This window comes from Pseudoalteromonas sp. G5_S1_54_S4 (genome assembly GCF_054968565.1).
In genome coordinates this window covers 35,326-61,544 of record NZ_JBQKUL010000001.1, presented here as the reverse complement: position 1 = coordinate 61,544, position 26,219 = coordinate 35,326, and the positions used below count along the sequence as shown (strand labels likewise).

27 protein-coding genes and 1 pseudogene are annotated in these 26,219 nt (G+C 40.0%); 7 read left to right on the top strand and 21 right to left on the bottom strand.

All coding sequences use genetic code 11. The annotated features are described in order from the left end of the window. Position 1 precedes the first annotated feature (1 nt). From apt to ACTRWE_RS00275, 5 genes are all read right to left on the bottom strand, one after another. Positions 2-547: an adenine phosphoribosyltransferase gene (gene apt, locus ACTRWE_RS00295; protein ID WP_013465193.1), complete on the bottom strand. Its 546-nt coding sequence runs from the start codon at positions 545-547 to the stop codon at positions 2-4. Between the two features lie 161 nt (positions 548-708). Further along, positions 709-831: a hypothetical protein gene (locus ACTRWE_RS00290; RefSeq protein ID WP_013465194.1), complete on the bottom strand. Its 123-nt coding sequence runs from the start codon at positions 829-831 to the stop codon at positions 709-711. Between the two features lie 78 nt (positions 832-909). Then, complete coding sequence (locus ACTRWE_RS00285) at positions 910-1,656, bottom strand: HvfC family RiPP maturation protein (RefSeq protein ID WP_013465195.1); 747 nt, start codon at positions 1,654-1,656, stop codon at positions 910-912. A 54-nt stretch (positions 1,657-1,710) separates the two neighbouring features. Next, positions 1,711-2,568 carry an HvfB family MNIO-type RiPP peptide maturase gene (locus ACTRWE_RS00280; RefSeq protein WP_013465196.1) on the bottom strand — a complete coding sequence of 286 codons (858 nt, stop codon included), beginning with the start codon at positions 2,566-2,568 and terminating at the stop codon, positions 1,711-1,713. A 68-nt stretch (positions 2,569-2,636) separates the two neighbouring features. After that, complete coding sequence (locus tag ACTRWE_RS00275) at positions 2,637-3,056, bottom strand: HvfA family oxazolone/thioamide-modified RiPP metallophore (RefSeq protein ID WP_016900409.1); 420 nt, start codon at positions 3,054-3,056, stop codon at positions 2,637-2,639. A 188-nt stretch (positions 3,057-3,244) separates the two neighbouring features. Here ACTRWE_RS00275 and ACTRWE_RS00270 point away from each other — a divergent pair, with 188 nt between their 5' ends. Together ACTRWE_RS00270 and ACTRWE_RS00265 are read left to right on the top strand one after the other, a co-directional pair. Further along, positions 3,245-4,225, top strand: a complete 981-nt coding sequence (locus tag ACTRWE_RS00270) for a tRNA-dihydrouridine synthase (RefSeq protein WP_008466224.1) — start codon at positions 3,245-3,247, stop codon at positions 4,223-4,225. A 59-nt stretch (positions 4,226-4,284) separates the two neighbouring features. Beyond that, a complete protein-coding gene (locus ACTRWE_RS00265) occupies positions 4,285-4,611 on the top strand; it encodes a TraR/DksA family transcriptional regulator (protein WP_013465198.1) in 327 nt (108 codons plus the stop codon). Positions 4,612-4,625: 14 nt separating this feature from the next. On the opposite strand, the gene ACTRWE_RS00260 is transcribed toward ACTRWE_RS00265, so the two are convergent. The 9 genes from ACTRWE_RS00260 to pyrC form a co-directional block, all read right to left on the bottom strand. Continuing rightward, a complete protein-coding gene (locus ACTRWE_RS00260; RefSeq protein ID WP_013465199.1) occupies positions 4,626-5,669 on the bottom strand; it encodes a hypothetical protein in 1,044 nt (347 codons plus the stop codon). A 61-nt stretch (positions 5,670-5,730) separates the two neighbouring features. After that, positions 5,731-6,990, bottom strand: coding sequence for a tetratricopeptide repeat protein (locus ACTRWE_RS00255; protein ID WP_013465200.1), 1,260 nt, complete (start codon positions 6,988-6,990; stop codon positions 5,731-5,733). Between the two features lie 11 nt (positions 6,991-7,001). Further along, positions 7,002-7,619 carry an energy transducer TonB gene (locus ACTRWE_RS00250; RefSeq protein WP_013465201.1) on the bottom strand — a complete coding sequence of 206 codons (618 nt, stop codon included), beginning with the start codon at positions 7,617-7,619 and terminating at the stop codon, positions 7,002-7,004. Next, complete coding sequence (locus tag ACTRWE_RS00245; RefSeq protein ID WP_006792384.1) at positions 7,619-8,023, bottom strand: ExbD/TolR family protein; 405 nt, start codon at positions 8,021-8,023, stop codon at positions 7,619-7,621. The genes ACTRWE_RS00250 and ACTRWE_RS00245 overlap by 1 nt, the downstream gene beginning before the upstream one ends. 14 nt (positions 8,024-8,037) lie before the next feature. Continuing rightward, entirely contained in the window at positions 8,038-8,562 is a 525-nt protein-coding gene (locus ACTRWE_RS00240) for a MotA/TolQ/ExbB proton channel family protein (RefSeq protein ID WP_008109346.1), read from the bottom strand. After that, positions 8,562-9,926: a MotA/TolQ/ExbB proton channel family protein gene (locus ACTRWE_RS00235; protein ID WP_013465203.1), complete on the bottom strand. Its 1,365-nt coding sequence runs from the start codon at positions 9,924-9,926 to the stop codon at positions 8,562-8,564. The genes ACTRWE_RS00240 and ACTRWE_RS00235 overlap by 1 nt, the downstream gene beginning before the upstream one ends. A gap of 6 nt (positions 9,927-9,932) precedes the next feature. Then, on the bottom strand, positions 9,933-10,703 hold the full coding sequence (locus tag ACTRWE_RS00230; protein ID WP_013465204.1) for a DUF3450 domain-containing protein: 771 nt from the start codon (positions 10,701-10,703) through the stop codon (positions 9,933-9,935). An 855-nt stretch (positions 10,704-11,558) separates the two neighbouring features. Then, complete coding sequence (locus tag ACTRWE_RS00225; RefSeq protein WP_004588138.1) at positions 11,559-11,762, bottom strand: cold-shock protein; 204 nt, start codon at positions 11,760-11,762, stop codon at positions 11,559-11,561. Positions 11,763-12,181: 419 nt separating this feature from the next. After that, positions 12,182-13,231, bottom strand: coding sequence for a dihydroorotase (gene pyrC, locus ACTRWE_RS00220; protein WP_462879295.1), 1,050 nt, complete (start codon positions 13,229-13,231; stop codon positions 12,182-12,184). 214 nt (positions 13,232-13,445) lie between these two features. On the opposite strand from pyrC, the gene ACTRWE_RS00215 reads away from it, so the two are divergent. Continuing rightward, a complete protein-coding gene (locus tag ACTRWE_RS00215) occupies positions 13,446-15,815 on the top strand; it encodes a GGDEF domain-containing protein (RefSeq protein ID WP_008114246.1) in 2,370 nt (789 codons plus the stop codon). A 149-nt stretch (positions 15,816-15,964) separates the two neighbouring features. Here ACTRWE_RS00215 and ACTRWE_RS00210 read toward each other — a convergent pair whose 3' ends face one another. Next, a complete protein-coding gene (locus ACTRWE_RS00210; protein WP_417671575.1) occupies positions 15,965-16,090 on the bottom strand; it encodes a hypothetical protein in 126 nt (41 codons plus the stop codon). A 178-nt stretch (positions 16,091-16,268) separates the two neighbouring features. Between ACTRWE_RS00210 and ACTRWE_RS00205 the strand changes: the two genes are divergently transcribed. Both ACTRWE_RS00205 and ACTRWE_RS00200 read left to right on the top strand, forming a co-directional pair. Then, positions 16,269-17,156, top strand: a complete 888-nt coding sequence (locus ACTRWE_RS00205) for a LysR family transcriptional regulator (RefSeq protein WP_462879294.1) — start codon at positions 16,269-16,271, stop codon at positions 17,154-17,156. A gap of 54 nt (positions 17,157-17,210) precedes the next feature. Beyond that, positions 17,211-17,975 carry a YdcF family protein gene (locus ACTRWE_RS00200; RefSeq protein ID WP_462879293.1) on the top strand — a complete coding sequence of 255 codons (765 nt, stop codon included), beginning with the start codon at positions 17,211-17,213 and terminating at the stop codon, positions 17,973-17,975. A 129-nt stretch (positions 17,976-18,104) separates the two neighbouring features. Here ACTRWE_RS00200 and ACTRWE_RS00195 read toward each other — a convergent pair whose 3' ends face one another. From ACTRWE_RS00195 to ACTRWE_RS00185, 3 genes are all read right to left on the bottom strand, one after another. After that, a complete protein-coding gene (locus tag ACTRWE_RS00195) occupies positions 18,105-18,674 on the bottom strand; it encodes a DedA family protein (protein ID WP_462879292.1) in 570 nt (189 codons plus the stop codon). A gap of 380 nt (positions 18,675-19,054) precedes the next feature. Then, entirely contained in the window at positions 19,055-19,489 is a 435-nt protein-coding gene (tnpA, locus tag ACTRWE_RS00190; RefSeq protein WP_462879291.1) for an IS200/IS605 family transposase, read from the bottom strand. Between the two features lie 143 nt (positions 19,490-19,632). Next, positions 19,633-20,385 carry a Nif3-like dinuclear metal center hexameric protein gene (locus tag ACTRWE_RS00185; protein ID WP_036982289.1) on the bottom strand — a complete coding sequence of 251 codons (753 nt, stop codon included), beginning with the start codon at positions 20,383-20,385 and terminating at the stop codon, positions 19,633-19,635. 150 nt (positions 20,386-20,535) lie between these two features. Between ACTRWE_RS00185 and ACTRWE_RS00180 the strand changes: the two genes are divergently transcribed. Then, a complete protein-coding gene (locus ACTRWE_RS00180; protein ID WP_008114254.1) occupies positions 20,536-20,898 on the top strand; it encodes a hypothetical protein in 363 nt (120 codons plus the stop codon). Positions 20,899-21,066: 168 nt separating this feature from the next. Here ACTRWE_RS00180 and ACTRWE_RS00175 read toward each other — a convergent pair. Then, a pseudogene (locus tag ACTRWE_RS00175) lies at positions 21,067-21,393 on the bottom strand (HPP family protein). 25 nt (positions 21,394-21,418) lie between these two features. Here ACTRWE_RS00175 and ACTRWE_RS00170 point away from each other — a divergent pair. Next, entirely contained in the window at positions 21,419-21,994 is a 576-nt protein-coding gene (locus ACTRWE_RS00170) for a TetR/AcrR family transcriptional regulator (RefSeq protein ID WP_462879290.1), read from the top strand. Between the two features lie 63 nt (positions 21,995-22,057). Here ACTRWE_RS00170 and ACTRWE_RS00165 read toward each other — a convergent pair whose 3' ends face one another. Beyond that, positions 22,058-25,231, bottom strand: a complete 3,174-nt coding sequence (locus ACTRWE_RS00165) for an amidohydrolase family protein (protein WP_462879289.1) — start codon at positions 25,229-25,231, stop codon at positions 22,058-22,060. 99 nt (positions 25,232-25,330) lie between these two features. Then, a complete protein-coding gene (locus ACTRWE_RS00160) occupies positions 25,331-26,155 on the bottom strand; it encodes a M90 family metallopeptidase (RefSeq protein ID WP_013465218.1) in 825 nt (274 codons plus the stop codon). Between the last annotated feature and the right edge of the window lie 64 nt (positions 26,156-26,219).

Sequence of the window (26,219 nt, the reverse complement as noted above, 5' to 3'; positions counted from 1 at the left end):
ATTATTCGCCTTCGAATTCAACCAATTTTAGGATTTTAATACCCATTTTTTCAACACGCTGCTCCCCACCTAGTTCAGGTAACGATACGACGAATGCTGCATCTGTGGCGTTGCCGCCTAATTTTGCAACCAACTTGGCTGTTGCTTCAATTGTACCACCGGTCGCCAACAAGTCGTCAACTAGCAATACTTTGTCACCGGCTACAATCGCATCAGTATGAAGCTCTAATGTATCTTCACCATATTCGAGTTGGTAATCTTGGCGAATAACTTCGCGCGGTAATTTACCAGGTTTGCGAACAGGGATAAAAGGAATTCCCAAGGCATAAGATAGCGGTGCACCAAAAATAAAGCCACGCGATTCTGTGCCAATAATTTTAGTAAAACCTTGATCTTTATAGGCGTTAATAAATGCATCTATGGTTGCTTTAAACGCTTCAGGGTTTGCCATTAGGGTTGTTACATCGCGAAACATAATGCCCGCTTTAGGGTAATCAGCAATTGTAGTAATGCTGTTTTTGATAATTGCTGGTGTTACTTGAGTCATAATTTTAACTGCTCAATGGTTCATATTACAAAGCAGGTGATTATAACCTTAAGTGAGCGTAAATTGCGAGTTTGCGGTAGTTATAAAAATTCAGGAAGGGTAAACAAGATAAAAAAATATAAGGCTGATGAAAACAACAGCCTTATGAAATAAAGCAAAAATTACGTCAAGCTGGTGATCCAACCTAAAATAGCATTTAAACACCCTATTCCAGCAAACACGGCTAAAAATGCAAAAAAGTAAGTCGCATTAAACGGGTCTTTAAACTCTTTATCATCTGACATCGGTACAACCTTTTATTAAGCACAACAAATAAAGGCGTTATAATAGACGATGTGAAATAATCTATAAAGAGCTTAATCTTAATTTTTTGTCACTATAATTTGACGCTGTGCCATAGCCGTTAGGGTACTTAATGCGCCTTGAGTTATTTGCTCAAGGCTAAATTGAGGTGCATTTTCACTGACTTGCTGGCAAACATGCGCAAATGTGCTTCCTGCGTTATTGTCAATAATAGACAACAGCATGGCGGTCATCGCATTAGTTGCTAAAAATTGTACTTCATCGTCTTTATCTCTGTACACCACAAAATAATGTGGCTGCTCAGAGGGCTGTTGCGGTTGAAACGCTTCGCTAATATGTTGTACGGGGAATTCATAGCTTAAGTTACGTGCCGTTTTAGATAAATATAAAGGGCTTTGGGTTAATTGATTCGTTTCCAGTTCGCTCTCATCCAAGTCAGCCTGAGTTACCGATACATCAAGCTCAATCCATTCATAATGCGCCAGCGCTAGCATAAACACAGGGTCGCACTCTTTGGGCACATAACTTGTCATTAAATACGTTATAAACTCTTCAGCAATATCTAAAAAGTAAGGAGACTGGCAATCATGTTCACTAAAAAATTGACGAACCAGTAATAGCCACTGTTGCTCACTATAGAGTGTTTTTAAAACTGGAAATGCTGATGAAACAAACCCATTAATATTATTAAAAAAAAGCTCCCGATAAATAGCCATACGTCTGTCTTCAACATCTGCTGGGCAAGGGTTCGTGTTGGGCTGGCGAATATGAGCCATAAACTCATTTTGAATATCGATAAAACTCATAGTTAATACTCTTTTAAAACCATGCTGTTGTTATTACTAGCTGCATAGGACTGTTTAAGCACTTTGCTCAGTGGATAACCGCTGCAGGTGCTTTGCTTGTAATTGATGAATTATATCCAGCTCTTTGGTTAACACGTTAATAGGTGGAATATTAAAGTCCCGCTCTAACAGCGTCGGAAATACACCATGTGTTTCATAAGCGCTATCAAGCAACTGCCATACGGGATCAATAACATCGGTGCCATGAGTATCTATAATCAAGTCCTCGGCTTCGTTGTAATGCCCTGCAACATGGGCATAAGCAATTCGGTTAGTTGGCAATGCAGCTAAAAAGGCATGTGCATCGTAGCCATGATTAACTGAATTAACATAAATATTATTTACATCTAGTAGTAACTGGCAATCAGCCTGTTCTAAAATAGCGTTTGTAAATTCAAGCTCAGTTAACTGTTGTCCAGGCGCGCCATAATAAGACACATTTTCCAGCGCAAGTGGGCGTTCTAAAATATCTTGTACCTGTTTAACCCGAGAAACAACATGGTTAACCGCCTCCTCAGTGAAAGGGATCGGCATTAAGTCATACATGTGTCCTTTTCCTGAACAATAACTTAAATGCTCGCTGTATACTTTAATATTATGAGTATCAAAAAACGGTTTTAACGACTTTACAAATTCAAGGTCTAGTGGCTCAGGCGAGCCAATGGAAAGTGACAAACCATGGCAAACAAAATAATTAGTATTGGTTAACTGTTTGAACTGCTTTTCAAAGCGTCCACCTAACTTTAACCAGTTTTCTGGGGCCACTTCCATAAACTCAATTTGTTTTGGTACAGCACCGTCTAGCTCATCTAGCATTTCTCTTCGCAAACCTAAACCGACCATGCCAAAGTTAGGCGTTTGAATGTGAGCCATAATAAAACCTCATATTAAATAAAAAGGGCCTAATAGGCCCCATAGCTTAACGTATTTAAAAGAAAAGTTTAGTGACCACCGCATTTACCTTCGCCACATTTACCTTCTTTTTTGGTTTTAGCTTCACCGCATTTACCTTCGCCACACTTGCCTTCTTTTTTGGCCTTAGCTTCACCGCATTTACCTTCGCCGCACTTGCCTTCTTTTTTGACTTTAGCTTCACCGCATTTACCTTCGCCGCACTTACCTTCTTTTTTGGCCTTGGCTTCGCCGCATTTACCTTCGCCGCACTTTCCTTCTTTTTTGGTTTTAGCTTCACCGCATTTACCTTCGCCGCACTTGCCTTCACCTGCGTCTAACTGGTAACCAGCAACCATTTGCTGAAATTCAAATGGGTTAGCTTGTACATCTGCACTGGCCATACTTGCACTGCCAACAACCACTGCGCCGAGTGTTAATGCAATTGAATTTTTCTTTATTGTATTCATTTTTTATTACCTTCTAAACTTGTTGAACATCATTATACAAGTAGACCTGCATAAAACTAAAAACTTTCACATTATCTATTTTTTCAAAAATAACTTAGTAAACTAACTATAAACCCTAATAAGCGTTTTATCAATTTATGATTTACAGGTAAACTGGCGCTCTTTTTCAGTAATAAATTAATCACACTATGAAACTTGTTTTAGCACCGATGGAAGGTGTCGTTGACTTTAAAATGCGCCAACTACTCACCGACATAGGTGGCTTCGATCTTTGTGTGACCGAATTTATCCGTGTTGTAGATACTTGCCTTCCAGATAAAGTATTTCACCGTTATTGCCCTGAACTTAAAAATGCGGGGCTCACTCGTAGTGGCACGCCAGTTCGCATTCAGTTATTAGGCCAAGTAGCCGACGTGTTAGCAGAAAATGCTGTAAAAGCAATTGGCTTAGGCTCTCATGGTGTTGATTTAAACTTTGGTTGCCCAGCAAAAACTGTCAATAAAAGCAAAGGCGGTGCTGTATTACTCAAAGATCCAGATCATATGTACTCGATTATAAAAACGGTAAGGGATGCCGTTGATGATGAGCATGAAGTAAGTGCTAAAATTCGCTTAGGTTTTGATGATGATAGTAATAGCCAAGAAATTGTCGATGCCGTTGTTAGCGCTGGTGCTAACAGCATTGCTATACATGCACGTACTAAACGCGATGGCTACAATCCACCCGCCTATTGGGAAAAAATCCCTCCTTTGGTCAAAGATAAAAAAATTGCAGTGGTCGCCAATGGGGAGATTTGGCAGGTAGAAGATGCCCTTTTATGCCAAAAGCGCAGCGGTTGCACTGACTTAATGATTGGTCGTGGCGCGCTTTCACATCCTGATCTAGCAAGAAAAATTAAAGCGCAGGTTAATAAAGAAAGCTACAGTGAACTGACATGGGAAAATATTTTACACCATATTATTCATTCATCTATGCACCAAACAGCAAGCAAAGATACTAAATACTTTGCCTCACGCACAAAACAATGGCTTGGTTATTTAAAACGCCAATATCCACAAGCAGGACTATTATTTGATGAAATTCGTCGTTTAAAAGCCAAGGATGAAGTAGCCGAAGTGTTAAAGAAGTATGCGAAAGCGCCACAATTTGATACAAATCATAACATCTAAGATAATCTAACTAGATAATAGCAGTATCACTGAGGACTAATTTAAGGGTTATACTGCTAATGCATCATCAGCAACGACTAAACGATGAAATTGAAAGTGTTAAAGCGACTATATTAGGCTTGCTATCACAATCTACACACCCTACACATCAAAATTTGCTTTGTATACTAACCCGTACCTCAAATGAAGAGTGGCTTGATATAGCAGCTCAGCAATTAGGCACCGAGTATAATCCCTTGATTGAGCGTATGAATAAGCTTGAAGCGGCAATAAGCCAAATTGACATTGGCCAGTATGGTTACTGTTGTGACTGTGAGGAAAAAATATCAGCGCAGCGCTTGGAGCAAGACCCTGCAGCGCAGCGATGTGATCAGTGCGCTAGTTAATAGCGCACTAAAGTTTAATTAAGTAGTTGTGGAGCAAAACTAAACGCTTGCCCTGGATAAAAAAGAATATCTTCAACTAATAAAGTCGCTTCCTCTTCACTTATGTTTAATCGTTTAAGTAAATTTAAGCGTGCTTGTGACAATGTCCAAGCGTGATAATGCACCCCTAGATCAGTTTCCATCATAGCCATATAGAGCAATTCATCGGCTGGTTCTAATTGTGAAGCGTTAGCCCTCAGAGGTAATAGCGTATAACCCGTTAACCAGTCTAAACCCGCTATTTTCGAATCAGTTAAAAGTAATGTGGTAAGCTGTGAGGCATTTGAGGCTTCTACCGTTGTTTGCTGTTTTTGACTCTGCATTGATTTGAATTTGCTATCAATACGACTTAGCCACTCAAGCGGTGAGAGCACAGCATTTGCAAAATAATTTAATTTACTTTGATACCACTGACTGCCATTAGCAAGGCCTGATAAACCAATGCTGCCTCTTGGCTTATAGTCCGCCAAATAATTGTTTAACTCACTCAACGCTGCATTAAGTTCAACCGGTGTGTTAGTGCGATTTATGGCTTGTTGCACGTACTTTTTTAAATAACTATGTTCAACTTTATTTAGCTTTAAATTACTTTGCTCGGCAGCTTCTAGCTGAGATTTTACAAACCTTAACCATTGCTCAATATTTTTATACTGGGCATCATTTTTCGCCATAGTGAGCATATTAGCCAAAACATTTGTTTGTGCAGGCCATGCAAAATAGCGCTCTGGGAATCGCTCAGCAATAACTAAATAATTAACCTGATTGGTTTGCTCTGCTGATAACTGCATTTGCATTAGCTGCTGATAAATAGCGTGGCGACGCTCTAAATAAGCATCTGTAAAAGGGAGCTGCTCATTACTGAGCTGTGTAACCTGTGAATTCGGTTGCGCACTTAAAGCAGTATTAAGTGATATTAACGCGCTTTGCGCTTCTTCATAAGATGAAAATATATCTGTAGGCTTAGAGCAAGACGTTAACAGCAAACAAAATAGCAGTGAAATAATAGGCGTTTTTTTCATGTCAATTCCAATAAAAAAAGCCCCAATGGGGCTTTTTAAAAATACTAGAGTACATTAAATACTAAATTTTAACACCGTTGCGAGCGGCTTTATCTTTAATATATGTAGCCCAACCTTTAGCAAACCTACGTGTGCTTGGGTCGTCCATGGCTTTAGTAATAGCAGCATAAGCTTGCTTATACTTACCTTGGTAGTAAAACGCTTCAGCTAAATCTGAATAAATAGTGCCTTTTTTATCAGAGCCAAGCTCTAATGCTTTGTTCAAACGAACAACAGCAGCGCTGAATTTTTCAGATTGTAAAAGTAATGAACCTGCTTTGCGGTAGAGCTCAGCGTCGTCATCAAATTTAGCAGCTTCTTCGTAATACTTAGCAGCTTTCTCTATATCTTTCGAACGATGGTAGTTACTAGCAATCGCGCTAATATTTTGCTTAGTGCGTTTTACTTTCTCTTCTTTAACAGCCTTTTCAAGCGTTACTGCTGCTTTGTAAGGAATTTCGTTTAAAGAATAAAAGTTAGCCAGTACTTTGTATTCAACTTCGTTTTCGAAGTAACCATTCTTGTATGCAACTTCCATAGTTGCTAGACCTTTTTGGTAGTCTTCGGTTTGTAAATAATACTTACCTAAACCTACCCAAGATTTTTTGTCTTCAGGCCATACACGAACGATTTCTTCTGCAACTTTAACCATATCTTGATATTGCTTTTTCTCAAAATAGGCAGCTAATTTAAGTTGATAAGGAGCTTTATTTGGCTCTTCAGCTAACTTAATTGCTTTGTTTGCCGGCTCAAGAACCTGATCAAATTGTTTAAGCTCATAGCTTGCTTGCGCAATACGAGTGTAAACTTTCGGGTCCTCTTCACCTGTGAAGTCCATCCAATCAGAATATGCTTGCTTGGCAGCACTGTATTGTTCAGTACCCGCGTACATATCACCCAAGGTTTTTAAACCTTGAGCCTGATCAGCAAAGTTCAATACATCAGGTGCAATCGCTGCTTTCATATACTTAATTGCAACTTTGTATTGCTCTTTTTGAGCGTACATGCTGCCTAAGTAACGATTAACAGTTGCTTTATCAAAGTCATTAGACGGTTCTAACTCTTTCAATAACGCTATTGCACCATCAACATCATCTTCGTTATACAAATCAAACGCTTTAATTACTTTTTTACCAGTACGTTCGCCCATGATTTTAGTTTTTGCTTTCTTACGCTCTTCAATCTTTGCGTAATCTGGCGCCGCTAAAACAGGTGCAGTTAATGATGCACCTGACACAGACATAAGAATTGCAAGTGCAGTTACTTTGGAAAAATTTCTCATTACTCGCCTCCTTAGTTGCCTTGGTTAAGTTTAAAGTCTAGTTGAACTTGTAAACCAACTTGCTTTTGTGGTTTCCCGTCAATGATCTTAGGACGGTATTTCCACTTACGCAATGCACGTTTAGCTTCACGGTCAAAGATACGTTTTGGTTCTGCGTCGATAACATCAACGTCAATCACGCCACCTAACTCATCAATTGTGAATGAAAGTTGAACCCAACCTTCTTTACCATCACGTGCTGCTTGTGTTGGATATTTTGGTTCAATACGAACGATAGGTGTCGCATCACCATCTCGTCCAAATGCACCTGGACCACTTAGTCCACCGGCCGTGCTTCCCACATCGATACTTGGCATATTAAATGACAAGCCACCAGTATTTGGGTTGCTATTTTCCGGCTGTGGCGGCTGCGGTTTAGGCGGCTGCTTTGGCGGTGGCGGAGGCGGAGGCGGTACACGCTTCCTCTCCTGCACCTTAGATTCAGGCGGATTCGTCATAATTTCGACTATGATCTGCTCTTTTTGTTCCGTATTACGGTCAGCCCCACCAGAGATGAGGTATGCCATGAAGTAGAACAAGCCGAAAGTAACTGCCCCACCTGCAATCAGTGAAAACAGAAAACGAATCATTACTGATCTCCAGCTATTGAAATTCTCAGGTTATCACCCGTCGCTTTAATCTGGTCCATCACTTTAACCACTGTGCCGTGTTTTGCTTCTTTATCAGCTTGCAAAATTACAACATCAGTAGGTTGTTCTGCTAATAAACTTTCGATTTTTGCTGAAACACGTTCAACATCAACTTGCTGTTTATCAATCCAGATTGCACCGTCACTGCGAATTGCAATAAAAATGTTAGCATTTTTTTGCTTCGTAGCTTGGGCAGCTTTTGGTTTATTGACCTCGATACCAGCCTCTTTAACGAACGATGTAGTTACGATAAAGAAAATAAGCATGATAAATACGATGTCAAGCATTGGCGTCATATCTACCGCTGCTTCTTCTTCTTCACGAAAACGTTGTTTACGTGCCATATTTAATTCTCTCTCTAGTGATGAGGCATACTATCTACAAGCTTGGCTTTCACCATTCTCGCTCTTGCCTCAAGGCGTGAGCTAAAGAATACCCCAGATAGTGCCGCAACCATTCCAGCCATTGTTGGGATTGTTGCCATTGATATGCCTGATGCCATTAAACGTGCATTACCTGTACCTTGGGTTGCCATGGTTTCAAAAACCGCGATCATACCCGTAACAGTACCAAGTAAGCCTATTAAAGGACATATAGCTACTAATGTTTTAATCAACAACATACGCTGATCTAATTTTTCAGACGCTTCAGAAATCCATGCTTCACGGATTCTGTGTGCGTACCAAGACGTAGTGTCTTGGCGGGCATCCCACTTAGCTACAATTTCCTTCGTTAAACGAGGAAACTCAGCAAGTAAGAACCAATAGCGCTCAATCATTAAAACCCACATAAGAAAGAGTGCTATCGCGACCACGTATAAAACCTGGCCGCCTGTGCCAACAAAATCCCTGATAGATTCCCAGATCTCCATCAGGACTAGCATTAGGCTTTCTCCTTCTCCGCGTGAGTCGCGATGATACCCGCGCTTTGCTCATCAAGGATATGTAGTACCGACTTACTACGACCTGCAACAATTGAATGAAGTAGGATAAGTGGTAGTGCTGCAATTAGACCTAGCGCTGTAGTTACAAGTGCTAGAGAGATGTTACCAGCCATGATCTTCGGATCGCCCGTACCGAACAATGTGATTGTTTGGAACGTTAGGATCATACCGATTACCGTACCTAGTAGACCCAGTAATGGTGCGATAGCAGCAAGGATCTTGATGATGTTAATACCCGCTTCGATGCGTGGCGTTTCACGTAGAATCGCTTCATCAAGTTTAAGCTCAAGGTTTTCAACATCTTGATTTTTGTTGTCAGAGTACACTTTAAGAATACGACCCAATGGGTTGTTTGTATTCGGTGTAGACAAGTTCTTAAGCTGAGCTTTGATCTTAGAAGTAGTAAGCGCTAAATCAACGAAACGTACTAAGAAGATTAAAAGACCTACAGCAAGCAATACGGTGATGATGTAACCAACTTCAGCACCTTGCTCGTAGTACTCCATAAGAGACTTCTTCTGCGTGTTGATACGTAAGATTGCACCACGTGTAGGATCCACGTATACGCCAGCGTAGTTATCAGCTGAAGTACCTTCTAGATCAGAAATACCTTTTAAGATATAGCTGTCAGGTTGCTTACCTAGAGGCTGTATAGACTTAGTCTCTGGTGAGTAGATTAAGTAGCCATCGTCTGTAACTAAGTTGAAGTTACCGATACGTGTTACTTTTTTCATTGACGGGTTACCGTCAAGACCTGCAACTTCAGTTTCAAACGTTGAAACTTTAGCTGACTCAGTCATTTCTGTTTGAAGTGAAATCCAAAGTTCTTCTAGTTCACGAACTGTTGGAAGTTCTTTAGCCGCAGCTAATGAACGAAGTACTTCAGCACGACCTGGTTTTTCAGCACTTACTAAAGATGCTTCAATTGAACCAATCGCGTCAGCTGCTGCACGACGAACAACACCAAACATTTCACCTAACGTACCTTGCGCGTTTTGAAGAGCTTGCTCTTTTTCCGCTAAAGTATTTTCGTTTTGTGCATATTCTTTGCTAAGACGATCACCACGTGCTTTTTCAGCAGCTAATTGGCTTTTCGCTTTGTTAAGTAACGCTTGCTTATCAGCACGATCTGATAAGAACTCTTGTTCACGTTGCTTATTGATTTTCCCTTCAGAAATACGCTCTTGCTTTACTTGCTCAAGAATTTTATCTAAAGCATCAGTATTTGCATGTGCATTAAGCGCGGTACCGGCAGAAACAGACAGTACTGCTGCAACAGCAAAACCTTTAAATAGTTTCTTCATTATTGATTACTCCGCGCCAAAAATTGGTAGTTTAACAAGTTCTAGTGTCGCTTGCTTACGCGCCATACGGATCACTTCTTTAACAGGCTTTAGGTATTCTTCACCTAATTCTTTCCACTGTTTAGTGTTGTTATCCCACACCCAAGCGTGTTTTAGATCGAATGATTGCGCTACATAAGTGATACGACCTAAACGACCGATATCAACGTTAATGCTACGACCATCAACATCTAAAGTACCTTGAGAAGCAGTTACAGCTGAACTGTATGCTGTTTCAACAGTGTACGCTTCAAGTACCTGACGGAACTTCTCAGACGTTGTTACAGATGCAGATGCCATGATCTCACGTAACCTTTCAACACGTCCAAGACGTGTTTCAAGGTTAAATGGAACGTCCGCTTTGATGAATTGCTCAAGCGTATCGATCATGCGATACATCAAAGGCACAACGTTTTGTTTAGTGTTATCGATAGTCGCGATTTGACGATCGAACGATGCGATAGACGCGTTTTGGTCTGCGACCAAACGTGCTACGTGATCGTTGTACACTTTCATAAGTTCAGTCTCATCAACGATGCTACGGTACTCAGCGATTAGCTCCTGAGTTTGACCATATACATTGTCAATTTTAGTTTGAGACTTAACCGCAGCCTTTTGAATTGTTTGACCTGCTTTTTGCACGTCATTCAAAGGATCTGCAATCACATTGCTGCTTGCAAATGCAAAAGCGCCAACCAACGCAGTTGCTACAAGACTCTTTCTGATTTTAACAGACATAGTTCCCAACCAATTAAGTAATGTTACTTTTATAATTTAATTATCAACCCGTAAGGGGAAGACAACCCTGATATCTTTTAATAGATATCAACTTACCAATAATGCTAAATGCATTAAGTCATGTCAACTTCATGTTTCGCATAACCTATAAATAAATCAGCTTGTTTGTAAGATATTTAAAGGGCTCACACAAAAAAATTAACATTATCGTAACCAACGTGACAAATGCAATTTCAGCAAAGCCAGATATAGTAAGAATAATGATAAACCACCTAGTTAAAGTAAACAAAAATATAACATTTAAAATTAACTTAATCGTGGCTGAAAAAAAATTAAAAATAAGCTTATATTCTCTCCCGAATATTCTTTTTTAGTGGTTTTTGAGACTTTTTAAGCTAAAAATACAGCTAATCGTTATTATTCGCGCATTCGTCGCATAGTAATAATGACGTGCCGATTATCTAAAAAGCAATACAAAGGAGGGGAAATAGATTACAAAGAATCATTTTTATTAACACCTGTGTTTTTTTGTTTCTACTGATCATTAATATCCTGCCGATTTTTTATATTTTTCCATGGAGAAATATCAATCTTACGCACTTTTATGAACTCAATATAATTAAACTTACATCAAGCAGTAGACTAAATTTAAATCGCTAGGCGATCATTGGCCAACAACGGACTAGCCATAAAGGTTTACGTTTAATTTGGTATATCGGAGTTAAAAATATGAATAACGGATATCAGAAATGAAAGGCAATACAGAGAGATTAAAAATAGAGTTGATAATTATTTAAGAATTATGGTGAAACAGAAAACTGCTTCACCAAGATGAACTTAGGTTCACATAATAAATTATGCTACTTCTACGTTCTCAGCTTCAGGGCCTTTTTGACCTTGCTTGATGCTGAAAGTCACAGCTTGACCTTCGCTAAGAGTGCGAAAACCAGAACCAGTGATTGCGCTGAAATGTACAAACACGTCAGGACCATTTTCTTGTTCAATGAAACCAAAGCCTTTAGCTTCGTTGAAAAATTTTACTTTACCAGTAACCGACATACTAAATTTTCCTGTAAGTCAATAATTAAAATTCAGCCATATAATTATGGCAATATCCTCCCTGAGTCAATGCCCAAAAAACTGGAGGTGATAGTACAGGAAGAAGTAATAACCAAACCGGTAACCTTAAACGCAGCACAATACCGTAATTCAATACGCAAAAACTCAAAGCCAATTAAGATTAACACATTAAAATTTTTTTAGCTCTATTAATTAGGATTTATTTTTGAAGTTTCATTGTTTTACTAACTACGGTGTAACCTTTTAATTTTTATAGAAAATAACAAGCAAAATATTGTATTTTTTATAAACAGATTACAATTGCTTTAAAATAGTTTTTATCAGTATGTTTTTTAGCCACTTAAAATAAAAAACCACCTTGAATTTAAGGTGGTTTAAAGTTTAGTGTTTAAATATTACTATCTAACTTGCCAGTCAATAACGCTCTCGGCTTTGATTGGTACTACTTCAGAGTCACCTAGCGAGTAGCTTGCCGGCACTGTCCAAGGCGATTTTTCTAAGGTAATAGTGTCGGTGTTACGTGCTAAGCCATAAAAATCTGGACCAAAATGGCTTGCAAAGCCCTCTAACTTATCAAGCGCACCAGCCTCTTCAAAAGCTTCAGCATAAAGTTCAATAGCAGCATGTGCAGTGTAAGCACCTGCACAACCGCATGCAGCTTCTTTTTTATCTTTATAATGTGGCGCTGAATCAGTGCCTAAAAAGAATTTTTTATTGCCACTCGTTGCCGCCGCCATAAGTGCTTGCTGATGAATGTTTCGCTTTAATATAGGTAAGCAATAATAATGTGGGCGAATGCCCCCTGCTAACATATGGTTACGGTTGTATAGTAAATGATGCGCAGTAATTGTAGCGGCTACGTTATCAGAGGTACTTTCTACAAATTCTACCGCATCTTTCGTTGTTATGTGTTCAAGAACAATTTTAAGCTCAGGGAAGTCAGCGACAACATCGCCTAGAATAGTCTCTAAAAACACTTTTTCACGATCAAATATATCAATAGACGAGTCGGTTACTTCACCATGGACGAGTAACAGCATGCCAACTTCTTGCATAGCTTTTAACACCGGATAAATATTTTTAACCGATGTTACGCCAGAATCTGAATTTGTGGTTGCACCCGCTGGGTACAATTTAGCTGCAAATATTTTACCCGTTGCTTTTGCCTTTTTTATCTCTTCTGGTGTCGTTTTATCAGTAAGATAAAGTACCATTAGTGGCTCAAACTGCCCTTGAGGTTTCGCTGCCATAATGCGCTCTCGGTACGATAATGCGGTTTTAGTACACGTGGCTGGCGGTACTAGGTTTGGCATAATGATCGCGCGGCCCATGTAGCGGCTAATATCACGTACTGTATCTTTAAGTTGCTCACCATCACGTAAATGGACATGCCAATCATCAGGACGAGTTATGGTTAATGTGTTTTTTGAATCGGTATTAATGCTCATTACTTTTTTCCACGGCTGAATTTATCCGATCATAGGCATATGGAAAGATCTAGTAAAGTGTTATCTAAACTATTCCCTTCTATGAGTGCTGCAAAATGCTATTGGGTTTAAGTTTAACGACGATTACACTCGTTTAAGCGTTTTATTTTGAACATGCTTTTTATTTATGTTAACTTGCCAGTGCTAACATAAATAAAAAGAATAAAATTACCCTATGTCGAATCATATCGATACCTATAAAGCGCTCGAAGTTAAAACTGAACAGCTGAGCATAATAAATCAGTTTTCCTCAAGCTTATTACAGCTCGATACCCTAGAAGAGTTATTTGAGTATGTAACCACTCAAGTAGTAAACCGCCTTGGGTTTGTTGATTGTGTTATTTACCTGGCTGATGAAACACGTTTACAGCTAAATCAAGTCGCTTCTATGGGCATAACCCACGCCAGGGACGAATACCAAGCAGAGCGCAAAGTTATTGGCTTTAACGAAGGTATAACCGGTTATGTTGCCCGTACAGGCACAGCTATTATTATTGGCGACGTAACACAAGACCCTCGCTACATTGCTGATGAGCGCCCTGCTCAATCAGAGTTGTGCGTGCCACTTATATACAAGGATCATGTTTTAGGGGTTATTGATTGTGAACATCCAATAAAAAACTACTTCACAAACGCCCACCTAGAAATATTAACCACGGTTGCACATTTATTAAGTGCTAAGCTAAACCAAGTAAACACGGTCAATAGCTTAAAGCACACAGTAAAACAGTTAAATGATGCGCAAAAGCTTGAAAACAGCTTACTGCAAATAGCTAACTTAACGTATAAAGCCAGTAACCTAGATACCTTTTTTGAGTCTCTTCACAGCATAATAAATAGCTTACTTCCTGCAGATAACTTTTTTATTGCCCTTTACGATAAGCAAGTAGACATACTCGATTTGGTTTACATCGTTGAAGAAGGCATTCAAACGCACGCCCACAAAAAAATATCAAAAGAGCAATTAAAAGACACAGCTTCGTATTACCTACTAAAATCAGACCGTGTACTGCTATTAAATCAAAACGATTATCAGCAACATATAGATAACGGCGACTTTAAACTTGTTGGCCGTCTTTCTGAATCCTGGCTAGGTGTGCCTTTTAAAGCAAATGATAGAATAAGCGGTGTAATTGTTGTTCAAAGTTACGATAAAAAGCTGCATTACAACGAACACGACAGCGCCCTTTTAACCTACGTAAGTAGGCAAATTAGTATGGCCATAGATAGGCAGCTTGCAAGGCAAGAGCTTGAACACAAAGCATTGCATGATGAGCTAACAGGCCTAGCTAATCGCTCGTTACTTATTGAGCGTATTAAACATGCAATTTTGCGTTTATCGCGTGTTAAAAAAGGCACGAGCCATGCCTTGCTTTATTTAGATTTTGATCGATTTAAAAGTATCAATGATTCGCTTGGCCATGAGGTTGGCGATCACTTTTTAATTAAAATTTGTGAGCTAATAAAAGGCACCGTAAGAAATACTGATACGTTTGCACGCCTTGGTGGCGACGAATTTGCTATTTTTATGGAAAACATCACGCACAGAAACCAGGTTAGCGAAGCGTTAAAACGAATAAACACAGCCCTTGCTAAGCCACTTAATGTGGATAGTCATTTATTGCAAGCATCAACCAGCATTGGCATCGCCTTTAGTGAAAGCAGCGACGATAAAGCCTATTTGCTATTACAGCAAGCCGATGCCGCTATGTACGAAGCTAAATCAAGCGGGCGTGGCCAAGTTAAGTTTTTTAATAACACCATGCGTAAAAAGCTCAAAACACATGCCGATATAGAAAACGACTTACAACACGGCATTGAACACAACGAATTTGAGCTTTATTTTCAACCTATTTTTACTATAGCGACAAGCGAAGTTGTCGGCTTTGAGGCATTAGTGAGATGGCACCATCCCAAAAAAGGGTTTGTGCCACCAAATGAATTTATTCCGATAGCCGAAACCACCGGGCAAATTATTAACCTCGATTTGCACTTGCTTGACCTCGCTGCACAACATATTGCGCACTGGCACACATTAGGGCATCGCTTTTTAAAAGTAACGGTCAATGTGTCATCGCGTCATTTTGCCAGCCTCGACTTTGTTGCCCAAGTTCACGCATTATATAATAAATACCAACTGCCTTTAGGGTCGTTGTGTTTAGAAATCACTGAATCAGGGCTTATTGCTAACCTTGATTTAGCAACTCAAATAATAGAAGGGCTAGCCCCACTTAAAGTAAAGTTATGCTTAGATGACTTTGGTACTGGATACTCAGCACTTGGTTACTTACACCAATTACCTATTCATATTTTAAAAATAGATAAAAGCTTTATCGATCACCTCAACAAAACCAATAACCCATTAGTAGAGGCCATTCTCTCATTAGCGCAATCACTAAACTTTGAAGTTGTGGCTGAGGGAATCGAAACCCAAGAGCAACTAAGTATTTTACAAGCCACCCAATGTAATTACGGGCAAGGCTTTTTAAAGTCAAAACCAGTTACAGCACAACACGCCATTAAGCTTATCCACAAACCGCTGTAGTAGCTGTTATCAAAAGGCTTACTTTTTCACAACCAAAAAGGTGTAAAAAGTAAGCCCCGTAATACCCATTCGTTTATTTAAGCGCTTAGTTTTGAAGTAATAAAACATGTTGTTGCTCTTTAAGCTTTAGCCCATTAAAAACATACCTGTTATTGCCCGTTGTGATAATTACTTATCCCTCTTAAAAACCAGTGCCATTTATTAAGCTGCCCTGCCCATAACGCGCTTTTAATAGCCGCTGCATAACCCAACAATACAACTTGAGCTAAACTCATGCCAAACTCATCAAACCAGTAACAACTAAAGTACCCACATTAGTTAATTTAACTTTAAGGGCATATTTTAGTAAATAATAGATCATTTTAGCCATCTAGACGTTGAAACGTTTTTTGTAAAGGCGTAGTATGTAGTCAATCTGAGCCAAACTCACTTTTCCCTTGAGAATTATTAAAGATGATTGACATTAAACACTTAAAAACAATTGCTACCCTTAAAGAAACGGGTTCTCTCGTCAATACAGCCCGCGAACTATTTTTAACTCAGTCAGCTTTATCACATCAAATCAAAGATTTAGAAAGCAAATTAGACTGCCAGTTGTTTGAGCGTAAAACTCAGCCAGTCCGATTTACACCTCAAGGTATGTTATTACTTGAATTAGCACACGAAATATTACCTAAATTAGAAGCCACCAAGTGCCGACTCAAAGAAAGCCTAAACCAGCCTATTTCGCAGCTGCGTTTAAGCGTTGAATGTCACGCCTGTTTTCATTGGTTATTGCCTACTATCAAAGAATTTAATAACTTTTGGCCTGATATAAAAATTGATTACGAGCGTGGCTTTAGTTACGACGCTATCCCAGACTTATTAAATGATGAATTAGATCTCGTGCTTACATCAGATATTCGCGACCCTGACAAACTCGAATACGCCCATTTGTTTGACTTTAAGCTGAAACTGATTGTGGCACCAGATCACGACTTAGCGAAAAAAGCCTATGTAACTGCGCTTGATTTGAAAAGCGAAACTATTATTTCTTACCCTATTCCGCGTGAGCGCCAGGATATATTTAAGCATTTCATCCAAAATGCGCGTTTTGACGGCACGCTAAAAACGGTTGATCAAGGTTTACTTATATTTCAATTAGTCAGTGCAGGTATGGGTGTGGCCGCCTTACCCGATTGGTTAGTAACCCCGTATGAAAGCCAAGGGTTAATTAAGTCAATTCCACTGGGCGCGCTTGGTTTAACTCGTCCAATGTACTTAGCGATGAAAAAAGATATGAAAGACAATCCAGTTTATCGTCACTTTTTAAACACCTGTAAATTAAATAACGGTCGATAAATCTTAAACTTATGAGTAACATGCTAATAAATATACTTAATCATGTTGCTCACTATGTTTGAACTAAAAAAAATACTGGGCGGCTTGCTCATGCCGTTACCTTTGTTGGGCTTAGTAAGCCTAATATTACTCATTTTTGCGCTCAAACAACGAAAAGTCGCAATCGCTATATCTTTAATGAGCCTAGCAACCCTGCTTATTGCCAGCACCCCTTTGGTGGTCAACTTACTGATTAAAAATAGCCAACCAACCTCATTAGCATTTAATTATCTTAAACACCCCAATTTAGATAAAATTGTGGTGCTTGGCTGTGACATAAACCCCAACCCTGCATTGAGTGCTAACAGTCAGTTAGGTAATTGTGCGTTAACCCGTTTGGTGGAAGGAATGAGACTTGCTAACATTTATCCTCATGCGCAGCTGATTGTTTCAGGTGGGGGGTATGAGAAAGTCACCAACAGCGCGTTAATGTATAAAACCGCAATTAGCTTAGGTATTAATAAAAATCGTATTGTGCAAAATCCAAACGCAATGGATACCGCCCAAGAGGCAAAACTTTTAGCCTCAAAACTCGTTGATTACAAGGTCGCTTTAGTCACCTCAGTAAGCCATATGCCCAGAGCAAAAAATTTATTTAATGCGCAAGGCATTAACGTTATCCCTGCCGCAACCGACTACCACAACTTTGCCGCTTTCCCTTGGTATAAACAACTCATACCCAATGCAAAAGCACTACTAGTAGTCACCCAGTATACTCATGAAGTTATTGGCAATGCGTGGATAAATGTACGCCGTACAATTAACCCTGAAGCACTTTAATTAAGTTAACGCTTATTACGCTGGGTAAATTCCCCCTAAAAAACCGCAATTATCTGCGTTTTACACAGGGGGTTATGAAAAAATCAAACTGAATATTCGTTTATAGTAGCGTTGGGTGTTTTGTTATTCTTAGAGGGTTTTAACCTCAGCTGTTTTATTCCAAAGCCGGTACAGTGTCACTAAAAATACGCAAAGAAGTAGCAGACTTAGTGCTGTTAAATTCTCAACACTTAAAGCATCAAAAGTAGCACCGAAAATGTAGCCTCCACCGACTAAAACAATAACCCATAGCAGTGCAGAGCATCCATTTAACACACTAAAACGGCGCCAACTAATTGCTTTAAGCCCTACGGGAAGGGCACCAATCGTGCGTAATCCTTTAGGATAACGATATAAAAAAATGTAGGCTGTGCCATGGCGTTCAGCAAGCTCACTGGCTGTTTTAAATAATCGACCAAGGCGGCCTGGTTTTTCAAGCGATGCCGCGCCATACGCTCTTGCTATAGCAAAGCGTAATTCATCGCCCAAGTAGCCACCCATAAAAGCAGCCAAAGCAACAAAACCAACATCTAGTGCGCCAGTATGTGCAGCATAGCCTGCGAACAAAGGTAGCCAACCACTTTTTAACGCACAATAACCAAAAAATAACAGATAAACCAACAACCCGTACTGCTCAATTAAAGCTAATACCCCTTCCATTTCATTCCTTTAAAGTAACTACCTTAGTAGCAAGCAAAGTAACATTGTAATTTAAACGAGGTAAGTACAGCGAAAGATCTGTGTTTTTTGCAATATAAGAATGGATGTAATCGTGGCTTTGAGCGTAAGTTGATACCTATTACGTTTATTCAATTTTTTGGATGTATAAAGCCAAAAATAATTAACTCACAAAAAGGATAAAAGGGTATGCGGGTATATAAAAAATCAACATACTGACTTACCATAGTTTGCTAAATTAGCTATTTAGAACGCTATATTTTAAATAACCTACCCTAAATACGTTACAAGTAGGTTATTTGTAAAAGATCCACCTTCTAAAGAAGGTGGCTTTGAATTAGCCCCCTAAAAGGGGGCGCTGTTTACTCCAGAGTTAACTGAGCTTGCTCTTGTCTCTCCTCCTTCTGCTGATGCCTGACATATCTTCGTATTATTTCTTCGTTTATGCCTACCGTATCAACAAAGTATCCTCGCTGCCAAAAATGATTACCCCATAGCTTGTTCTTTCTTAAGTACGGATATGTACTAAACATTTTTAACGCTATTTTACCTTTCAATGCGCCCATTAACTTTGAAATTGACAGTTTTGGCGGCACTTTTACTACTAAGTGTACGTGAGCTATTTGTACATTCAGCTCAACAACTTTGCACCCAAGCTGTTCGCAATAAACCTGAATGCACCTGTAGACATCCCTACCTATTTTATTTTTAAGGAGCCTAAATCTATACTTAGGTGTCCAAACTATATGATATTGACATCGCCAATACACATGCGATGCTTTCTCGTATCTACTCATGTTTTTTCCTTTTGTGACTTCGCTAAAAATCAACTAAGGAATTAACATGAGTACTTTTTACAGGCAAAGCCTATTTGATGATAACCACCTACTGAAGTAGGTGGTTTAGGGGCTCAAAATAAAATTACTTTTAAGCTAGGTGTTTACACAGGATTGTCTATGTCAATAAATGTCACGTCAAAGCCATGTTGCTTAGCAAGATATTCGCCTAATGCTTTTATACCGTAGCGCTCGGTGGCGTGATGACCTGCGGCAAAAAAGTCGATATTTTGCTCGCGTGAGCTGTGTATGGTTTGCTCTGATGCCTCACCGGTTATGTAAGCATCAATACCATGCTCGGCTGCTAAGTCGATATACCCTTGCCCGCCACCAGTACACAAAGCGATGGTTTCAATTTTATCAGTACGTACTAAACTCGTTAGTGGCTCGCGCTTAAGCACTTGGCTTATTTTTTTAGCAAATTCACTGCCCGTTAGCGGCGTTTTTAAACGCCCTCTCATCGCTACACTGTTGTTAGTTGGCTCAAGGCCTGCTTCAATTTCAATATCGAGCAATTGCGCCAGCTGTGCGTTATTACCCATTTCAGGGTGAATATCTAACGGCAAATGATAGGCAAATAAATTGATGTCGTTAGCTAAAAGCGCAGCCACACGACGTTTTTTCATGCCAGTGATAGGTTGTGACTCGCCTTTCCAAAAATAGCCATGGTGTACCAAAATGGCATCGGCATTATTTTCAATCGCGGCATCAATAAGTGCTTGGCTTGCCGTTACACCCGTTACTATGGTGCGTATCTCATCTTTACCTTCTACCTGAAGCCCGTTTGGACAAAAATCGTTAATGGTTTCTGGCTTTAACAGGGTGTTTAATAATTGATTAAATTCTCTACGTTGCATACTACTTACCTTACTTTGCACTGAATTTTGTACAAATTTTGGCGGTTATGCGCTAAAAATGAAAGGAAAATCGCAAAAAATTGAAAAACAGTTCTAAAATAGGTATAAATACCTCTTCTTTATCTGTGTAAACAACGTATTGGGTCTCTGATGAGCAAACTAGACAAAACAGAAGTGTTATCTGCCTTTGAAGCTGCATATGAAGCTGCCAACGGTAAAAAACCTGAAATAACAACTAAACCTGGCTGGTATAGCATTGATGGCGGCAAGAACATGCGCCTAGCTGATGTAGCAGAGCTGACTAAAGAATTAAGCTCTGGTAAGTCTACAAAAAAAGCTGCAGTAAAAGCACCTGCTAAAAAAACTAAAAAAGCTGCTCCTGTAAAAGCACAGAAAAAAGCGCCTTTCACCGTGATCACACAAAACGAAGAAGGCTACACAGCAGAAGAGCTTTGGATAGTTGAGCTTGCTCGCAAAGATCACGATTGCCGCCTACCTCGCGGTGTTGTTTGATCAGCTGAGTGTTTGTATAAAAGAAACCGCGTTAAGCGGTTTTTTTATATTTATTATCCATCAAGTATTGAATAAACTACCTCGCAACAAAGCCAGACAAAACTATAAATACAGTTCCTGCCAGTACTGGCATTATTAAAAAATCCCAACTTTGGCCAGACTCAATAATTAAGATAGGGTTGCGCCGGCAACAGGGTGAATAGTTTTTGTGATTATCATTAATGTTATAGCAATACCCAAAGCCAGCCCAACCATAATCGCACTATCAGCTAAAAACAACCCCAATCATTGCGGTCAGCATATGTCCCCCTATTACTTTTTTGGCATAGCTAACGGGCTCTGCGGTACACTAAAAACAAGTACAGCTGTTGCGCCGAATGGCGCCATTAACCAAATACCGTAATCACCCATATAATTTAGCCACGCCAAAAACCCCAAAACAAAAGTAGAAAAAACACCTGCGATTAATACCGACTTTATTTGCTCACTATGCATATTACCTGCTCAAATTTGGAATATCATGGATAAACAACAACAAATAATCAGTACGGCACTGAGTCTTTTTTATAAAAAGGGTATACACGCTGTTGGTATTAATGAAATTTTAGCTGTATCGGGCATTGCAGAAAAAACCTTATATAAGCACTTTGAAAGCAAAGACGCGCTTATTTGTGCTTGTTTAGTCGCACGTGACATCTGCTTTAACGCTTGGCTTAAAAAAATATGTATACAACCTAGTGCTATATTAGTCGCGCAAGCAATTTTTGCTGGACTGAAAAAGTGGATTAATAATGAGGTTTCAGAGTTAGGGTGTTTTAATGGCTGTTTTTTTATTAATACTGCAGCTGAGTACCCTGTAGAGAACGAGCCTATTGCCAAACTTTGCAAACAGCACAAGCAAGCGAACTTTGAGATCATACTATCAGCTCTTTTAGAAACGCCTGAATTTGCTCACAATAGAGAAAAAGCAATTGAAGCCACGCAACACTTACTTATTCTAAAGGAAGGTTATATATGTAGAGCAAGGGTGATGCATGATGTAACAGTGACTCCACCTAGTGATAATATTTTAAAAGCGATAGTAGCGGTTGGTTAAATAGGTAAATACAGTATTAAAAAAGCGGCTAAATAGCCGCTTATTGACTAAAAAATGGCTGCATTATTCAAAAAATAATGGTTCACGCTGTTTTTTGCCTACTTCGTTCATGGTAGCTGCGTCGAACAAACGGCCGTTGATCATGGTGTAATCAATTTTGTCTGAATCACGAATGTTTTTCAGTGGGTCGCCATCAATAACCATTAAATCTGCCAGTTTACCGACCTCTAATGAACCCACATTTTTATCTAGGCCTAAATATTTTGCCGGATCGAGTGTAGATGCTCTAATTGCTTCCAGTGACGTCATGCCGCCTTGGGCAAACATCCACATTTCCCAATGCGCACCTAACCCCTCACGTTGGCCATGCGCACCCAAATTAACAAGTACACCTAAATCTTGTAACTCAGCCGCTACGCGAGCATTGTTAAAGTGATTATAGTGATGATCGGGTGCTTTAACTCGGCGCATTGAGCGCGGTAATAATTGGTTTTTAGGCACAAATTTACTTAAACGTGGATGATTCCATACGTCCGTTTTATCATACCAGTAGTTTTCACCCCAAATACCGCCATAGGCAACCACCAATGTAGGTGTGTAACCTACATCACTTTGTGACCATAGCTGCTTAATATCGTCATAAATATGTTCAACAGGAATTGAATGTTCAATACCTGTATGACCATCGACTACCATGCTCAAGTTATGTTGTAATAATGACCCCCCTTCAGGGACTACCATCATTTCAAGCATTCGCCCTGCTTCTATAACTTGCTGACGCTGCTCTCTGCGCGGTTGGTTATAGGATTTAACACTAAACGCACCCACTTTTTTAAGACGCTCTAAATGAAATTTAGCATCATCTAATGAGTCAATATGCGAGGTATACCCAGGCATATTCGCACCGTATAAAATAGTACCGGTAGAGAAAATACGCGGACCAACGATCATCCCCGCTTTTTGCATTTCACTCGCGGTAAATATTTCAGTGGTATCGTTTGATGGGTCGTGAATAGTAGTAACACCCAGCGCAAGACCTGCTAAGTTTTTCCAATTTTGCTGCGGGATAATTTCATCACTGGCTTGTGAGCCATGAGCATGGGCATCTACAATGCCTGGCATAATTGTTTTACCTGTTACATCAATGACCTTTGCTCCCTTAGGAATGCTCACATCAGCAGCAGTGCCAATGGCTTTGATATGTTTGCCATCGGTAACAATAACGCCATTTTCAATGACCTTTTCACCCTCCATGGTAATAATTTTAGCGCCAGTTAATGCAATCATGCCCTGCGGTTCAGCCATTTTTTTACTAAAGCCGATGTTAGTCCCGCTTTTTACTTTAACGTCTTTATCATCCGCTTTATTAATCGCAAACATCCCCTCTAAACTGGCATGGTAAAGCTCAGGCCCCAGTGTCCAATACAGTTTATTGCTGTTTGCACTCCAGCTAATGTTTTCACCGGCGCGTACAGATAGCTGCTCAATTGGAAATTGACTGTCTTTGGGCCCAATATTTATCGTTTTGCCGCGCTCTACAAATGGAGTAACAAATACTTTAAAGCGCTCAGCAAAAGCTAAATACTCACCATCTGGAGAGACTCTAAATTCAGTGGCGTGCTCTGACTCATACAGTTTACGTACTTTTTTACTTTCAAGCGCTACCACACTCAACGTTGGTTTAGGCCATGGGCTCATAATATAAACACGATCGTTGGCACTGCCAAACTGAGGTTGATAGCCACTTTTAGAAATGAGCTCACTTTTTCCGCCTTTAGCACTAACACTGTATACCCCAGGATGCAGTGACCACTTAGGGTTTAAAATGCTGCCGCCGCTGGCTTTACGATACACCACGGTTTTGCCATCTGGACTAAATGTTGGCTCTACGTATTTTCCCGGCTCTTGTGTAATAGTGTCGCCACGACCACTACGTGCAGAGACGACACGCACGGTGCCTTGTTCGTTATCATCCCACGTTGTGTAGACAATGTTTTTGCCATCACGAGAATACTGCGGGAATAACTCATAATGATCGGTTTGCTTAGTTAAGCGCTTTATTTTTCCTGATTCTAAATCGCGCTTGTAAATATAACCAAGCGCTTCAAAAAGTGCGGTTTCACCATCAGGGCTAATTTGCACATTACGCAGCATTTTTACATCAAACTCATCAGTGTCGATATTTTGAGTAAAACGCACTGCTTTTTGAATTTTTTTCGTGGTGTCTACTTTAAATGCAATATCGCTAACTGATTTATCATCGACATTGAGTTTATGAAGGGTGCCACCAGCCCAAAATACCAGCTCTTCGTTATCTGGGGTCCACGCAATAGTCGGATATACGCCATGAATCGCCCACGTTTCTTGCATATCGCGCTCTAGTTTGTCGTATAGCTTAGTATGCTCACCACTGGTTAAATCATATAAGTACAGGCTGGTTTGAAAGTCATCACGCTTTATGTACGCTAGTTTTTTACCATCTGGCGACGGCGTCGGTCTTATTGCCCCGCCCATGCCACTTATAATGGTTTCTATGTCGCCTGTTTCACGGTCATAACGCTTAATTTTATAAATACCGGCAACAGAGTCTTTTGAATAATGAAAAGTTTTACCCGGGGTTGCATCATGCGAAAAATAAACATACCGACCATCCGGTGAAAACATGGGTTCACCTAAATCTTTTTGATCGTTTTCACGTTTAGTCAGTTGCACCCCTTTACCGCCGGCTTTGTGATAAAGCCAAACTTCACCCGCACCTAGCGAGCGACTGGCGGTAAAATGCTTACGTGCAACTAAATAATCGCCATCAGGGCTCCACGCAGGGCTATTGAGTAATCTAAATGTTTCGTCAGTGACGGCGGTTTGGTTTTCGCCGTTAACATCCATTATCCAAATATTGTCACCACCGCCTTGATCTGATGTAAAAGCAATGTGCTTGCCATCTGGGCTAAAGCGCGGCTGCATTTGCCATGCAATGTCTGAGGTTATTTTAGTCGCTTTACCACCACTCATTGGCATGGTGTAAATATCGCCCAGTAAATCAAATACTAAGGTTTCTCCGTCAGGACTTATATCGACATTCATCCATGTGCCTTGCTCTACACTAATAGATGCATCAACAAATTGCCCTTTAGGTGAATCAACTTGCCATTTTTTTTCATCCGTTTGCTCTGCGTGTGCGTGGCCTAATGCCAATGAAACCGATAACGCGAGTGCTGTTTGCAGCATTTTTTTCATGCTTATCTCACTTATTATTGTTGCTGTGTGTTGATCTATTACATCATTGCAACAAAAACGCCAGCAAGTTACCAGCGTAATAGGATGAAGTGCATAAAATCAGTGCCAAACAATAGGATCAAATTGATAAAAATCCACTAGCAAATGGTAAATTTCAGGGTCTTCACGGCGTAAATCGGCGGGTTTCTCTAAGAATGTTTCGGTGATCACCGCAAAAAACTCAGCCTCATTGGTGGCTCCATAGCTATGTATTACATGCGGCATACTATAAGCAACATGGGTTTTTAACTGCGAAAACGCTCGACTAAATACTCGCCCCCATTGTTGGTATTTTGCCTGTGATGCAAGTAGTGGCGTGCCGGTGGTTTTACCGGTTTCTTGATCAAGTTGATGTGCAAATTCATGAAACACTAAGTTATGCCCATCACTGGGTAAGCGGTTGCCCTCAAGCACATCATGCCAGCTAAGCACCAATGTTCCCCCCGGCCACGATTCACCTTGCCTTACTGTATTATGAAAACTGACAAGGCCTGCGTTATCGCGGCTTGATTGGGGCGCGTAATACGCACTGGGGTAGAGTAAAATTTCTTTTACGTTTTTATACAAAGGCCAAGGCTTGTTAAGCACAAGCAAGCAGGCATCGGCGGCAATAATGAGTTTCATTGCCTCCGTTAGTTGCAACCCATCGCAGCCAACAAAACGCTTTTCATTTAAAAACCACACAATATGGGATGCTAACTTGGCTCGCTCTGCATCGGTCATTTTGTTGTATATGGGCATAGCACGCAGTAACAACGTGTGTTGTTGCTCACTTAACAATAAATCACTGTATTTACGGTGCCACACGGCATTTTGAATATCAGGCCAGCGCCAAAACATTATAATAAATACAATTAAAACAAAAATTAATAGCCCATTTATCATTGGGTCGTCCTAAATCAAACCATTTAGCTTTAACGCCAAAATACTGCGCCCGTATTATTAAAAT